General features: G+C 48.0%; 11 protein-coding genes and 2 pseudogenes. 5 read left to right on the top strand and 8 right to left on the bottom strand.

Annotated elements, in window-relative coordinates; all coding sequences use genetic code 11:
- Positions 1 to 60 precede the first annotated feature (60 nt).
- Together LBCZ_RS00575 and LBCZ_RS00570 are read right to left on the bottom strand one after the other, a co-directional pair.
- On the bottom strand, positions 61 to 528 hold the full coding sequence (locus tag LBCZ_RS00575) for a PolC-type DNA polymerase III N-terminal domain-containing protein (protein ID WP_025013505.1): 468 nt from the start codon (positions 526 to 528) through the stop codon (positions 61 to 63).
- Positions 525 to 1112: pseudogene (locus tag LBCZ_RS00570) on the bottom strand (ATP-binding cassette domain-containing protein); the annotation flags it as partial. The gene LBCZ_RS00575 and the pseudogene LBCZ_RS00570, both read right to left, overlap by 4 nt.
- Before the next feature lie 126 nt (positions 1113 to 1238).
- Here LBCZ_RS00570 and LBCZ_RS00565 point away from each other — a divergent pair.
- From LBCZ_RS00565 to LBCZ_RS00555, 3 genes and pseudogenes are all read left to right on the top strand, one after another.
- On the top strand, positions 1239 to 2291 hold the full coding sequence (locus LBCZ_RS00565) for an IS30 family transposase (RefSeq protein WP_039639675.1): 1053 nt from the start codon (positions 1239 to 1241) through the stop codon (positions 2289 to 2291).
- A 210-nt stretch (positions 2292 to 2501) separates the two neighbouring features.
- The gene (locus LBCZ_RS00560; protein WP_010620018.1) at positions 2502 to 3554 is read left to right on the top strand and encodes an IS30 family transposase; all 1053 of its coding nucleotides are present in this window, start codon (positions 2502 to 2504) and stop codon (positions 3552 to 3554) included.
- Between the two features lie 82 nt (positions 3555 to 3636).
- A pseudogene (locus LBCZ_RS00555) lies at positions 3637 to 4068 on the top strand (MFS transporter); the annotation flags it as partial.
- Between the two features lie 87 nt (positions 4069 to 4155).
- Here the strand turns inward: LBCZ_RS00555 and LBCZ_RS00550 are convergent.
- Both LBCZ_RS00550 and LBCZ_RS00545 read right to left on the bottom strand, forming a co-directional pair.
- Positions 4156 to 4452 carry a thiamine-binding protein gene (locus tag LBCZ_RS00550; protein WP_010489927.1) on the bottom strand — a complete coding sequence of 99 codons (297 nt, stop codon included), beginning with the start codon at positions 4450 to 4452 and terminating at the stop codon, positions 4156 to 4158.
- A gap of 32 nt (positions 4453 to 4484) precedes the next feature.
- Entirely contained in the window at positions 4485 to 5189 is a 705-nt protein-coding gene (locus tag LBCZ_RS00545) for an endonuclease III domain-containing protein (RefSeq protein WP_025013586.1), read from the bottom strand.
- A gap of 124 nt (positions 5190 to 5313) precedes the next feature.
- Here LBCZ_RS00545 and LBCZ_RS00540 point away from each other — a divergent pair, with 124 nt between their 5' ends.
- Positions 5314 to 6135 carry a metallophosphoesterase family protein gene (locus tag LBCZ_RS00540; RefSeq protein WP_025013585.1) on the top strand — a complete coding sequence of 274 codons (822 nt, stop codon included), beginning with the start codon at positions 5314 to 5316 and terminating at the stop codon, positions 6133 to 6135.
- A 121-nt stretch (positions 6136 to 6256) separates the two neighbouring features.
- Here the strand turns inward: LBCZ_RS00540 and LBCZ_RS00535 are convergent, their stop codons facing one another.
- The 3 genes from LBCZ_RS00535 to LBCZ_RS00525 all read right to left on the bottom strand — a co-directional run bounded on the left by LBCZ_RS00535 (position 6257) and on the right by LBCZ_RS00525 (position 10074).
- Complete coding sequence (locus tag LBCZ_RS00535) at positions 6257 to 7588, bottom strand: PTS ascorbate transporter subunit IIC (protein ID WP_025013584.1); 1332 nt, start codon at positions 7586 to 7588, stop codon at positions 6257 to 6259.
- A gap of 107 nt (positions 7589 to 7695) precedes the next feature.
- A complete protein-coding gene (locus LBCZ_RS00530; protein ID WP_025013583.1) occupies positions 7696 to 8565 on the bottom strand; it encodes a class II fructose-bisphosphate aldolase in 870 nt (289 codons plus the stop codon).
- Positions 8566 to 8577: 12 nt separating this feature from the next.
- A complete protein-coding gene (locus LBCZ_RS00525) occupies positions 8578 to 10074 on the bottom strand; it encodes an FGGY-family carbohydrate kinase (RefSeq protein WP_025013582.1) in 1497 nt (498 codons plus the stop codon).
- Between the two features lie 165 nt (positions 10075 to 10239).
- Here LBCZ_RS00525 and LBCZ_RS00520 point away from each other — a divergent pair, with 165 nt between their 5' ends.
- Positions 10240 to 10992, top strand: a complete 753-nt coding sequence (locus LBCZ_RS00520) for a DeoR/GlpR family DNA-binding transcription regulator (RefSeq protein WP_025013581.1) — start codon at positions 10240 to 10242, stop codon at positions 10990 to 10992.
- 133 nt (positions 10993 to 11125) lie between these two features.
- On the opposite strand, the gene LBCZ_RS00515 is transcribed toward LBCZ_RS00520, so the two are convergent.
- The gene (locus tag LBCZ_RS00515) at positions 11126 to 12316 is read right to left on the bottom strand and encodes an acetate kinase (RefSeq protein WP_039639727.1); all 1191 of its coding nucleotides are present in this window, start codon (positions 12314 to 12316) and stop codon (positions 11126 to 11128) included.
- Positions 12317 to 12337 lie beyond the last annotated feature (21 nt).

Below are 12337 nucleotides of genomic sequence, written 5' to 3'. Positions count from 1 at the left end.
ATGCAAAAACGTCTCACTGGGCTGTAAAAATGCGTCAATGCACACGGCCTCCGCCACTTCTTAAGCTTTAAATGGCACAAGCTGCGCCTGATTTTGCGAGTGCAGTGCTTGTGGCAAGGTAACCATAACCACTCGATCAAACTTAGCCGGACTATAATAGGAATCCGTCATGGTAAGCACCTTATTATTCCGACTCAAACTTACCACTGATTCATTGGCGATTTTTCTTCCTTCGCGTTGCTGTTCAATTTGGAAACGCATATGCTTGATACTTTGTTTAGCAAGCGGCTGATCAAAGTGCAACTGCACGCGCCACTTGCCGTGTACAACCCTTGCCTCAACCTTTTCAAGTACAGCTGTCTTTTGATTTAAGCCAACTTTAGCCGGTAACTTCAGCGTCCTCACACTAACTGCCGGATGCGCTACTTTAGCATTAATTGTGTTGTAACGCCACCCAAATAAACCGATAAGGAGCATGATAACCACCAAAAATCCGAGCCTGAAAAACTGCCACTGCGAGGTGCTCATGCTTGCATCACATCCTCAATCTTATGAAGCTGACCATTCGTCAATTCAAACGTCTGATCAACCAGTGTTTGTAACCAAAGAAGATCGTGGCTGGCAATTAACACTAGTTTGCCTTGATTTCGCAGTTCTTTTAATAGCTTTGTCAGGAAGGCAATCCCATCTCGATCGAGGGCATTGGTCGGTTCATCCAGCACAATCAGTTGTTGATCCTCCATGATCGCCTGGGCAATACCCAATCGCTGAATCATGCCTAGTGAATAGTCTGACACCGGCTTTTTATCATCCGGCAAACCCACTTTCATCATCACCGCGTGGACATCTTCATCCGTGAGATCACTTCGAATTTGGCCAAGTGCCAATAAATTATCATGGCCATTCATATCGTTGATAAAACCCGGATGTTCAATAATTGCGCCCACACTGACTGGAAAATCGCGGCGCGGATCAATCTGAACGTCATTGATTTTTACACTACCACTGGCTAATCGAATAAAGCCAAGCAATGCTTTAAGAAAAACCGACTTGCCTGTGCCGTTCGGACCAACAATGCCATAAATATTCGGCGAAACAAAAGAAAGCGAAATGTCACGCGCATTTTAGAATCAAGTTAGCCACTGTCTCAAAATTTTTTGGACAATAAAAAACATCAAGAACAGATATCCTGTATCATTGAAGTTCCTACACAAACAATGGAAGAGGATATTGTCTTGATGCAGAAACAGGATAGCACACACCGCCAAAAAGGTCAGCACTTAACATCACTCGAGCGCGGAAAAGTGGCCGGATTCCGCCAAGCTGGGAAGTCCAATCGTTGGATTGCTGCTGAAATTGGCGTCTGCCCGCAGACCATTAATAATGAAATCAAGCGAGGTACAGTAGATCAGGTCAAGAAGAGTAATGGCAAGCGCGTCTACCATCGACAATACCTGCCAGAGGCTGCTCAGGCACGTTACGAGACTGCATGCTTGAGCTGCCATCGTCCTGACAAGTTCGCCAGCGTACAGGTCTTCTTAGCCTGGTACGTACAGCGAGCTAAGCAGGACAAATGGTCGCCGGATGCTTCAATCGGCTATGCCAAGCGACACAAGCTGTTTACTCCTGAAGAGCTTGTTTGTGCCTCGACTTTGTACCAGTACATTGACGACCAACGCCTAGAGATTCGAAATATCGACCTGTTGGAGAAGACTAAGCGGAAGACCTCTCACCAGCACCACACCAAGGCTAAGCGCCTGGCTGGCCGCAGTATCGAGGAACGGCCTAAGGTCGTTGAACGACGCAGGCAGTTCGGTCACTGGGAGATGGATACCATTGTCGGTAAACGCAATGGCAAGGAGAGCGTCATCTTGACTCTGATTGAGCGCAAGACCCGTTGCCAACTTCTCCGCTTGATCGAAGGACGAGATGCAGACTCTGTGAGCTATGCATTGCGTGGAATCAAGCGCGAATGGGGAGCTTGCATCAAGACCATCACAGCCGACAACGGACCCGAGTTCACCGCCTTAAATACTGCTTTTGCTGGGACGGAAACTGAGATCTTCTACGCCCATCCTTACACGTCCTGCGACCGTGGCACCAACGAGGCACATAACCGGATGATCCGCCAGGACTTCCCTAAGGGCATGTCCCTAGATGACATTAGCCCTAGTCAAGTGCAGGCCACGCAAGACCGCTTGAATCAGTTGCCTCGCAAACAACAGGGCTACTGCACACCCCAGCAAAACTTTGAGGCCGAAGCTCGGCGCGTTCGCCGCATGGCCCAGTAGTCTCTCTAGCGCCACAACTTCTATTTGATAACGGCCTGTTCTGGGATTGTCCTCAACGACTGGCTAACTTGTTCTTGCAATTTACGAACGCGCATTTTAGAATCAAGTTAGCCACTGTCTCAAAATTTTTTGGACAATAAAAAACATCAAGAACAGATATCCTGTATCATTGAAGTTCCTACCCAAACAATGGAAGAGGATATTGTCTTGATGCAGAAACAGGATAGCACACACCGCCAAAAAGGTCAGCACTTAACATCACTCGAGCGCGGAAAAGTGGCCGGATTCCGCCAAGCTGGGAAGTCCAATCGTTGGATTGCTGCTGAAATTGGCGTCTGCCCGCAGACCATTAATAATGAAATCAAGCGAGGTACAGTAGATCAGGTCAAGAAGAGTAATGGCAAGCGCGTCTACCATCGACAATACCTGCCAGAGGCTGCTCAGGCACGTTACGAGACTGCACGCTTGAGCTGTCATCGTCCTGACAAGTTCGCCAGCGTACAGGTCTTCTTAGCCTGGTACGTACAGCGAGCTAAGCAGGACAAATGGTCGCCGGATGCTTCAATCGGCTATGCCAAGCGACACAAGCTGTTTACTCCTGAAGAGCTTGTTTGTGCCTCGACTTTGTACCAGTACATTGACGACCAACGCCTAGAGATTCGAAATATCGACCTGTTGGAGAAGACTAAGCGGAAGACCTCTCACCAGCACCACACCAAGGCTAAGCGCCTGGCTGGCCGCAGTATCGAGGAACGGCCTAAGGTCGTTGAACGACGCAGGCAGTTCGGTCACTGGGAGATGGATACCATTGTCGGTAAACGCAATGGCAAGGAGAGCGTCATCTTGACTCTGATTGAGCGCAAGACCCGTTGCCAACTTCTCCGCTTGATCGAAGGACGAGATGCAGACTCTGTGAGCTATGCATTGCGTGGAATCAAGCGCGAATGGGGAGCTTGCATCAAGACCATCACAGCCGACAACGGACCCGAGTTCACCGCCTTAAATACTGCTTTTGCTGGGACGGAAACTGAGATCTTCTACGCCCATCCTTACACGTCCTGCGACCGTGGCACCAACGAGGCACATAACCGGATGATCCGCCAGGACTTCCCTAAGGGCATGTCCCTAGATGACATTAGCCCTAGTCAAGTGCAGGCCACGCAAGACCGCTTGAATCAGTTGCCTCGCAAACAACAGGGCTACTGCACACCCCAGCAAAACTTTGAGGCCGAAGCTCGGCGCGTTCGCCGCATGGCCCAGTAGTCTCTCTAGCGCCACAACTTCTATTTGATAACGGCCTGTTCTGGGATTGTCCTCAACGACTGGCTAACTTGTTCTTGCAATTTACGATTTACTGCTCACGGTTGCTTCGCCGAATTTTCCGGTATGGGCTTTTTACGTGATTGCCATGGTTAATGGAACGGTGATGGGGATTATCATCAGCATGAACACTGTCCTTAGCCAACATCTTGTGCCAGATCGTTACGTCGGGTCGGCTACCAGTATTTTGACGCTAGGGCGCTCGCTGGGACAGACGGTGATGACTGGCGTATATGGAGCCGTGCTGACTTTGGTGATTCGGGCGAACCTGCATGGGCTTTCTTTCAAAACCGTCAATGCGGCAATCAGCGCCAAATCAACCACCTCAGTTCACAATCCGCAAGCAGCCGCCGCGATTCTCACGGGTCTGCATGGTGTTTTCATGATGGTCGTCGTGATGATGGTACTCGTCTTGATCATTAATTGGCGTGATCCTAATCGCGACATTATTCAGTAGCTAACGAAAATGCGCTAACGGATCCCAGCAATTGGCTGAAATCCGTTAGCGCTTTTGTCAGGCAGGAGTGCTGACTGCATGACATGCTTAATGTTTGAACTTATCAACCTTATCGGCAATCGTTAAGCCGGTATCCTCGGGAAAATAATTGATCTTGGCATACACCATTTGGGACGTGCCGCCAGCTTTAGCCGTGACCACGGGAATCTGCTTCAAAATAGCCATTAGCTGATCGTAATCGCCTTCCATGGTCGTTTCAAACGCGCTGACCTCGTAATTGACACCGGTTGATTGAATATAGGCAATCACCGCGTCAACAACCTCCAGCACTTTCTTTTGATCCGGATACATTGGCAAAACCTGTACCGCAATACTTGCATTCATGACCTTCGTCCTCCTATTCACTCGTTTGACGATTATTCAGCATGACGCCACTTACCACTGCCAGGGTCATCGTGCGGCGGTTCAACCTGAGTCGCTTCCGGTGGCCACTGATCTTCGGTTAGATTCGGTTGGAGTAAAAAGTGGTCGTCATAGGCATGCCGCACTTGCGTCTTCCCGTGCTCGTCGATCAGCGCATGCCATTCGCGCGCGTCATCCAGATTGATATCCGCCAGCAACGGTGCGAAATCGGCCTGCATTTTAGCGTAATTCGTGTACGGGCCAAACCCCAGCCGATTAAATAGCCGCATTGCATAAGTGTCCGCAACAAATGTCTTCTTGCCAAACGTGTACATTAGCATCACGTCAGCCGTTTCATTACCGATGCCGTTTAACGCCAGCAAGGTTTTTCGCAGCTGATCGGTCGGTTTTTTGGCAATTTCGGTAAAACTGCCGCCTTGGGCCACGAACCACACTAACAAATCATGAATGCGTTGCGCCTTTTGCCGATAAAAGCCCGCTGGCCGGACGAGTTCTTCAAGTTCGGCCTGCGACAATGCCAAAAGTCGCTCAACACTCATATATGGCCGCAAGTTATGAACAGCCTGTGCGACATTCTTGGAGCTCGTTCGTTGAATCAGAATCATCATCAGCCAATCTTCCAGCGAATTTTGTTGCCACCAGTACTGTTTGCCATAATGTTGGCTCAAGTTATGCATGACAATCAGCCGTTTATCCATCTTTTCACCCCTAACCATTTATTAATATCGCACAATCAGCAAAAAATAAAGTAAACTGTACGTAACGGTTATTTTAATCAGACCATAATCGCTCACGCAGGAAGACGTTGAGGAGGCGATTGCGATGACCATGATTGTTGTTTCGGATATTCATGGCAACTTAAAGACAATGGATCGAGTCCGTTTGATGCAGGAAAAGTACCCGCATGTACTGACGGTCTATCTTGGTGACTACATAGATGGCTACCCTTATGGCGGCCGCGTCTTGGCTCAGATTCATGAACAGGTTCAGGATAGTCAGGCGATCGCAGTGCGGGGCAACCATGATCAGATGCTCTTAGACTACCTGGCTGATAAAGATAATCCTTGGTTTATCAATGGCGGTAAAGCAACGTTGCGCCAAATGGTCAAGGATTTTGCGCCGACTGTCAAAGGAATGAGTCTTCGTGAAGCGGTGCGCACACATATGGCACCGTTAATCTCATTTATCGCGGAGATGCCAACCGCCATTGCTTTTGATAAGCTTTTGCTCATTCACGCCGGCCTAGACTTTTCGCTGGCAGACCCGTTAAAGGAAACAACGCCGTTTAACCGGATGTGGGTACGTGAACCTTATATCTATGATATGAAGCAAACCCAAAGTCGTAAACACCCGATTTTTGCGCATAACCCGCTTAATAAAACCATGATTACGGGTCACACGCCGACCGCGCTGATTTATGGCGAATATGAGGATCAGGTTAAGCCGCCGATCGCCGAAACCACTTTTACCGGGGGTTATCCAAAGTGTCCTGTCAAGGTTATCCAATATCCAGGCGAATCGCCGCGTTACTTTATTGATGGCGGTAATCACATGGGCTTCAAAGCCAATTACGGTAATATCTGCGTTTTTGACGAAACAAAGGGCGTCATGATTGACTCGGATCAAGGGATTAATGCTGAATGAACTTGTCGGCTGACGAACGCCACAGAAGTCTTGCTAACCCCAAGAGTATAAAAAAGATGCAAGCAGCAAATTAGCCGCCTGCATCTTTTTTTGTCTGACTCCACTCATCAGACCCAGTAAATTAATCAACCAACTTCTTCTTGTGCAAAGCACTGAAGACAAATGGGAAGGCAAAGATGATTAGTGCTGCGATCATGATTGGCCACTTGCCGACTTTGGCGATGAGGCCCAAGATAACGCCGATGGTATTGAAATCACTATCAGACCAATATGTTGTGGTGTAGCCCAAACCACCGTAAAGACTGGTGGCAATCAGTGGCAGGAAGCTCAAGATAATGCCACCGAGAAATGGACCAATCAAAGCACCTTTTCGACCGCCAGTGGCATTGCCAAAGATGGCTGCAATGCCGCCGCAGAAGAAGTGCATGACGATCCCTGGGATGACAATGGTGGTGCCAATCAAAATCTGAACACCCATGGAAAGCAATCCACCAAGTAAGCTGACCAAGAAGCCTGCCAGTAATGCATTGGAAGTTCCCTTAAACAGAATCGCAAACGGATAACCCGGTACAGCACTTGGCACGATTTTTTCGCTGAATCCTTTGAAGGCGGGGGTGATTTCTGCCAGCAACATGTTAACCCCTTGGACCAGCACGATAATCCCGGCTGTGAATTGGGCGGCTTGCAACAGTGCCCAAACATATGGATTAAGGTCGGTCAGCTTACCGACATAAGCTGGACCGGCAACTGCGGTCACAACAAAGAACAGAATGGTCATAACGATGGTCACCGAAACATTGCTATCTTGTAAGAAAGCTAATGATTTCGGGAAATTAATGTCTTCAATGGACTTCGACTTTTTATTGACCAGTGAACCGATTTTAGCAGACATCCAGTATTCCAGTGTGCCAAAATCGGCAAAACTCATGTCGTCGCGGCCGGTGATGATTTTCATCGTTGGATGGGCAATCGCCGGGAAGACGCAGAGGATCACGCCGAGCGTCATGGATCCAAACACAATGGCTTCAAGTGTATTCAAGCCGCCTAAAAGCATTACCGGAGTCAGGCAACACGCCATATAGAAAGCATGGTCGCTTGATAGAAAGATATATTTGAATTTGGTGATGCGGGCCAGCACAATATTCAACACGAGTCCAAAGACAAAGATAAAGGTGGCAACCGTGCCATACTTTGCGACGGTCACGCCGATAGCGGCTTCGTTACTCGGAATCATGCCGTGCATGTTAAAGGCTTTGGTAAAGAGCTTGGCGAAGTTATTCAACGCGCCGACGATGATGTTGGTCCCGGCAAGCATGACGACAAACCCGATAAATGCACGGACCGTGCCGCCAATCACTTCGGTAAACGGCTTACGCAGCGCAATCAGCCCGACACAAACAACAATGCCGGCAATGATGGAAGGCTGACTAAGCATATCGACCAGAAATTTCATGAAAATAATGCCTCCTTAAGTATCGTGAGTGCAAACTAAAGCGCTCACATTCCTTCTTTAAAAACAAGCGGACAGCATCACGGATATCCGCCTGCTTTCTAAAGTGATTAAGCCTTCCCTGCCGAACCAAAGACGCGCAGACGACCGCGAATTTCTTTTTCGACCATTTCGGTTTCCCAGATGCTGGCGTCTGAGATGAATAGTTGTTTGTCGCTATCATCCTGTTCCAACTTCTTTTGAACGCCTAAGGCAACGCAGTGAACCATTTCGGAATAGTAATTGATCTTGCAGATGCCATTTTCAACGGACTTGCGATATTCTTCATCAGTCAAGCCGGATGCACCGTGAACAACTAATGGGAAGTTAACCAAATCAGAAATTTCCTTCAACCGACTGAAGCTCAAGTGCGGCTTTTGCGTGTAAACACCATGAACCGTCCCGTACGCAACCGCCAGCATATCGATACCGGACTCTTCAATGAACTGTTTGGCTTCTTGCGGGTTGGTGTAAGTTTTGTCCAGATCCGCATAATCCACTTTCTTATCCCCGCTACCTTCACGATTCATTGGCCCGAGTTCGGCTTCAACCGTGATATCCAACGGCTTGCAAATCTTCACGATTTCTTTGGTCTGCGCCAGATTATCGGCAAAATTCTCCTGCGATGCATCGACCATGACCGAGGTAAATCCAAGCCGAATCGCCCGCATAATATTGTCAAAAGTCTCGCCATGGTCAAAATGAACCGCAACCGGAACGCTTGCTTTGCGGGCAATATTCAGCATCACCGGCGCAATCACGTCTAGTGGCACATACTTATCATGCAACTCCGCAAACTGAATAATGACCGGTGAGTTTTCTTTCTCGGCAGCGCCAACAATCCCGCGGATCATTTCGATGTCGGTGACGTTAAACGAACCAACTGCATAGTGACCTTCCTTAGCCTTTTTAATCATTTCTTTTGTGTTAACTAAAACCATAATGATTTCCTCCTATAAGCTCCGTAACTTCTTACCAAATGCATACAGTTGCTGATACTTCTTGTACTGGTGGTTGTAAAAGGCAACATTCTCCGGAATCGGCTTGAAGACTTTATCGATCGAAACTAACTTCTTCATGGCGGTTTCAAAAGAATCAAACAAACCAACTGCAACGCCAGCCATGATAATGACACCCATGGTTCCTGATTCCTTCATATGAACCCGGCCGACTTCGCGGTTAAAGACGTCCGCTTTGATTTGCAGCCAAGTATCTGACCGCGAGCCACCGCCAGTCGCCCGCAGATGATTGACATGCATCCCGCCAGCTTCCATGTTGTCCAGATTCATGCGCATCTCAAAAGCCACGCCTTCCATCAAAGCCCGGTAAATATCAGGCTTTCGGGTTGCTCCGAAGAGTCCGAGAATCATGCCACGCGCATCTTCGTCAAAGTAAGGAACCGCTGCACCGGAAAAATGTGGCAGAACCAACAAATTCGTTGGCTTTTTCGGTACATATTTATCAAAGATGTTGTAGACGCTGACCCCTGATAACTCGGCCGCCTGAACTTCTTCAAAACCAAACGTGTCACGATACCATTTGAGCGATGTGCCGCCATCATACATGTAAGCGATGGTAGTATATTTGTTATCCAGATACGGCACCGTTGGATAATTCTTTTTGGCATTTTCCTTGAGGTGACTGGTATCCGTAAAAATCGGTGAAATATTATCGACCGACCCCATCCCGTCAGTCGCATCGCCAACATCGATGGTGCCGGCACCAATCGACACACAAATCTGGTCGTGAGCGCCGGTGACAAGTTTCATGTCGGCGTTAATACCTAACTCAGATGCCAACTCCGGCTTGATCGTCCCAACCACGGTGCCTAGGCGGTAACACTTCGGCAAAAGCTTGCGATCAATGCCGGCTGCTGCCAAGATGTCCGGATCCCAGTCATTGGTCGAAACGTTAAATGCCAGCGACCGATCAGCCAGGGTGTAATCAATCGCATCAACATTACCAAGTTTGTATAGGATATAAGCGGCGTAAAGCAGGATACGATGAATCTTTCCATAAAGTTCCGGACGGTGTTTTTTGATCCACATGATCTTAGGTACCGCGAATGTCACCGCCGGATTCAACCCGGTTTTATTCCTGATGTCCTCAGCCGAAATCCGCGTCAGCAGGTCCTTTAATTCATCCTTGCCGCGGCTATCTGTCTGCAACATCGTGTTCATCAGCGGCTGCCCTTGATTATCAACGGCAACAAACGCTTCACCGAACGATGAAACACTGACGGCCAGCACATCTTCCTTAACGAATTTTTTCGATTCCTGAATAACCTCCTTCGTTGCCGACCAGACCACGCTTGGATCCAGCTCGTATTCACCTTCCCTGGGAACCGACGTCTCATATTCCCGGTAGGCAGCAGAGAGAATGTTGCCTTGATTGTCTGTGATCGTACTCTTTACCCCGGTTGTCCCGAGATTCAATCCCATAAGTGCCACGTTGAAAACCTCCTCCACTTTCGTAAACCGCTTTCATAGAGTAGTATATGAGTCATGAAAAATATTGACAATTCGTGACGAGAAACTCGATAATTTTTCATATTTTTCCAAATATGTGCTATAATTTTGCATAAAATCATTCAAATTAGGAAAGAAGGCGCTTTAATGGTTTCTTTTCAACGGCAAGATCAAATTCTGAAAATTTTAAATGCTCAACAATTCGCCCGGTATAGTGACTTAGCCAAGCAGCTTTTCGTCAGCCCTGCCACCATCAGACGGGATACACTGGATATGGAAAATAGGGGTTTGATCAAACGGGTTCTAAATGGCGTCACGTTAAGCGAGGAACCCGAAGACGTCCCTTATGATTATTCGGTAACCTTGAACCTTGATGCCAAGCGAACGGTCGCATCAAGGGCGGATCGGTTGATCAAAAGCGGCATGAGCCTTTTTATTGATTCAAGTACCACTGCTTTAGTTCTAATTCGTGAATTAAGTGGTATTGATGAATTGTACATCGTCACAAATGGCATTCTGGTTGCACTTGAAGCTTCCAAACATAAAGGCTGGCACGTCAATCTTGTTGGCGGTGCGGTCAATAAAATGCTGGAAAACATTAGTGGCGACAGAGCAACACGTGACATTGAAAATTACCAAGCTGACCTGGCAATCTTCTCGTGTCGCGGACTGATTGCTGCCGGTGCAACCGATGCTAACGACCAGGAAGCTAACATTAAGGGGGCGTTTGCAGCGCACGCAGACCAGGTTATGTTACTGGTAGATCACACCAAAGTTGGTAAACATCAACTCTATATGAGTGCACCCATGAATACGCTGGATTACATTGCCACTGACAAGGCCATGCCCGAAGATATCGTCAGCACCGCGCGGGCGAACCATGTGCAGATTTTTGACTAAAGCCACGAAGCTTTAGCGAAGACAAAAAAATAGACGCTAGATGACAAGCGATAAAGCTTGTTTCTAGCGTCTATTTTGGGTTTGTGTTGTTACAAACCCTTTTATCGTGATCGTTGCAATCTGTTCTGGATCCTTAGCTTAAGGCCATCACGTCGCGCACGATCATTAACTCTTCGTTCGTTGGCACCAGTAACGCCTTGACCGTTGAATCAGGCGTGCTGAGATCGGTTTCGACACCATGTGACTTGTAATTGAGATCATTGTCGATCTTGGCGCCGAGGTAGCCCAGTGAGCGCATAATCTTGTCGCGGATTTCATCCCCATTTTCGCCGATACCGGCAGTGAAAATAAGTGCGTCTACGCCGTTCATCAAGGCTGCATAAGAGCCAACATACTTCACAACCCGATTGACAAAAATATCCAAGGCGAGTTTCGCCCGCGGATTCGTATCTTCGGCCGCTTCCAAGTCCCGCATATCGTTGCTTAAACCGGAGATGCCCAGTAACCCGGAATCGTTATTGAGAATATGGATCATCTGGCCAACATCCGGAATATCCAGTTTCTTCATCAGGTAAGCGACTAGGGATGGATCAATATCCCCAGAACGTGTGCCCATCGTCACCCCGGCAAGAGGTGTAAAGCCCATAGAGGTATCAATGGACTGGCCATCTTTAACTGCGGTGATACTGGAACCTGAGCCCAAATGCATGATAATCATCCGCAAGTCTTCCAATGGTTTGTTCAGCATTTCAGCAGCACGAGCGCTCACGTAACGCACGCTGGTACCATGCGCGCCATACTTACGCGCGCCATACTTTTTGTAATAATCATAAGGAATGCTGTAAAGGAAGTTCTCAGGCTGCATGGTTTGATGAAAGGCCGTATCAAAAACCGCTACTTCTGTCGCCCACGGCATCATTTTCATGAAAACCGCAATATAATCAGCTTCAACCGGATTGTGCAATGGCGCATAGTCACGCAGGTTTTGAATCTGCAGCAACGTCTCATCGTCAACGACAACGGATTCAGCAAAAACTTCGCCACCGGCAACAACCCGGTGACCAACACCGATAATTTCATGCAAATGCTCGACTAAGCCCAAAGACTTAATATTGCCCATCAAACTGGCAACCGCTTCTTGGTAGTTGGCAATCGGCGTATCACTTTCGTATTTTTGACCGTCACCATATTTAATTTTAACTTTCGATTGTGGCTGGCCCAAACGATCAACCAAGCCCTCGGCCAATTGAACCTCAGCCGGCATATCAAAAAGTTTCCACTTCAGGGTAGAACTGCCTGCGTTGACTGCGAGAATCTTCGCCATTTTTTTATTCCTCCTATAGAT

The sequence above is a fragment of the Lacticaseibacillus casei DSM 20011 = JCM 1134 = ATCC 393 genome (assembly GCF_000829055.1).
Taxonomy (GTDB): domain Bacteria; phylum Bacillota; class Bacilli; order Lactobacillales; family Lactobacillaceae; genus Lacticaseibacillus; species Lacticaseibacillus casei.
This window is presented reverse-complemented; position numbering and strand designations above follow the sequence as displayed.

Excerpts from the sequence above, each read along its gene's own strand:
- LBCZ_RS00575 (WP_025013505.1), bottom strand. The coding sequence starts at position 528 with ATGAGCACCTCGCAGTGGCAGTTTTTCAGGCTCGGATTTTTGGTGGTT.
- LBCZ_RS00565 (WP_039639675.1), top strand. The coding sequence starts at position 1,239 with ATGCAGAAACAGGATAGCACACACCGCCAAAAAGGTCAGCACTTAACA.
- LBCZ_RS00560 (WP_010620018.1), top strand. The coding sequence starts at position 2,502 with ATGCAGAAACAGGATAGCACACACCGCCAAAAAGGTCAGCACTTAACA.
- LBCZ_RS00550 (WP_010489927.1), bottom strand. The coding sequence starts at position 4,452 with ATGAATGCAAGTATTGCGGTACAGGTTTTGCCAATGTATCCGGATCAA.
- LBCZ_RS00545 (WP_025013586.1), bottom strand. The coding sequence starts at position 5,189 with ATGGATAAACGGCTGATTGTCATGCATAACTTGAGCCAACATTATGGC.
- LBCZ_RS00540 (WP_025013585.1), top strand. The coding sequence starts at position 5,314 with ATGACCATGATTGTTGTTTCGGATATTCATGGCAACTTAAAGACAATG.
- LBCZ_RS00535 (WP_025013584.1), bottom strand. The coding sequence starts at position 7,588 with ATGAAATTTCTGGTCGATATGCTTAGTCAGCCTTCCATCATTGCCGGC.
- LBCZ_RS00530 (WP_025013583.1), bottom strand. The coding sequence starts at position 8,565 with ATGGTTTTAGTTAACACAAAAGAAATGATTAAAAAGGCTAAGGAAGGT.
- LBCZ_RS00520 (WP_025013581.1), top strand. The coding sequence starts at position 10,240 with ATGGTTTCTTTTCAACGGCAAGATCAAATTCTGAAAATTTTAAATGCT.
- LBCZ_RS00515 (WP_039639727.1), bottom strand. The coding sequence starts at position 12,316 with ATGGCGAAGATTCTCGCAGTCAACGCAGGCAGTTCTACCCTGAAGTGG.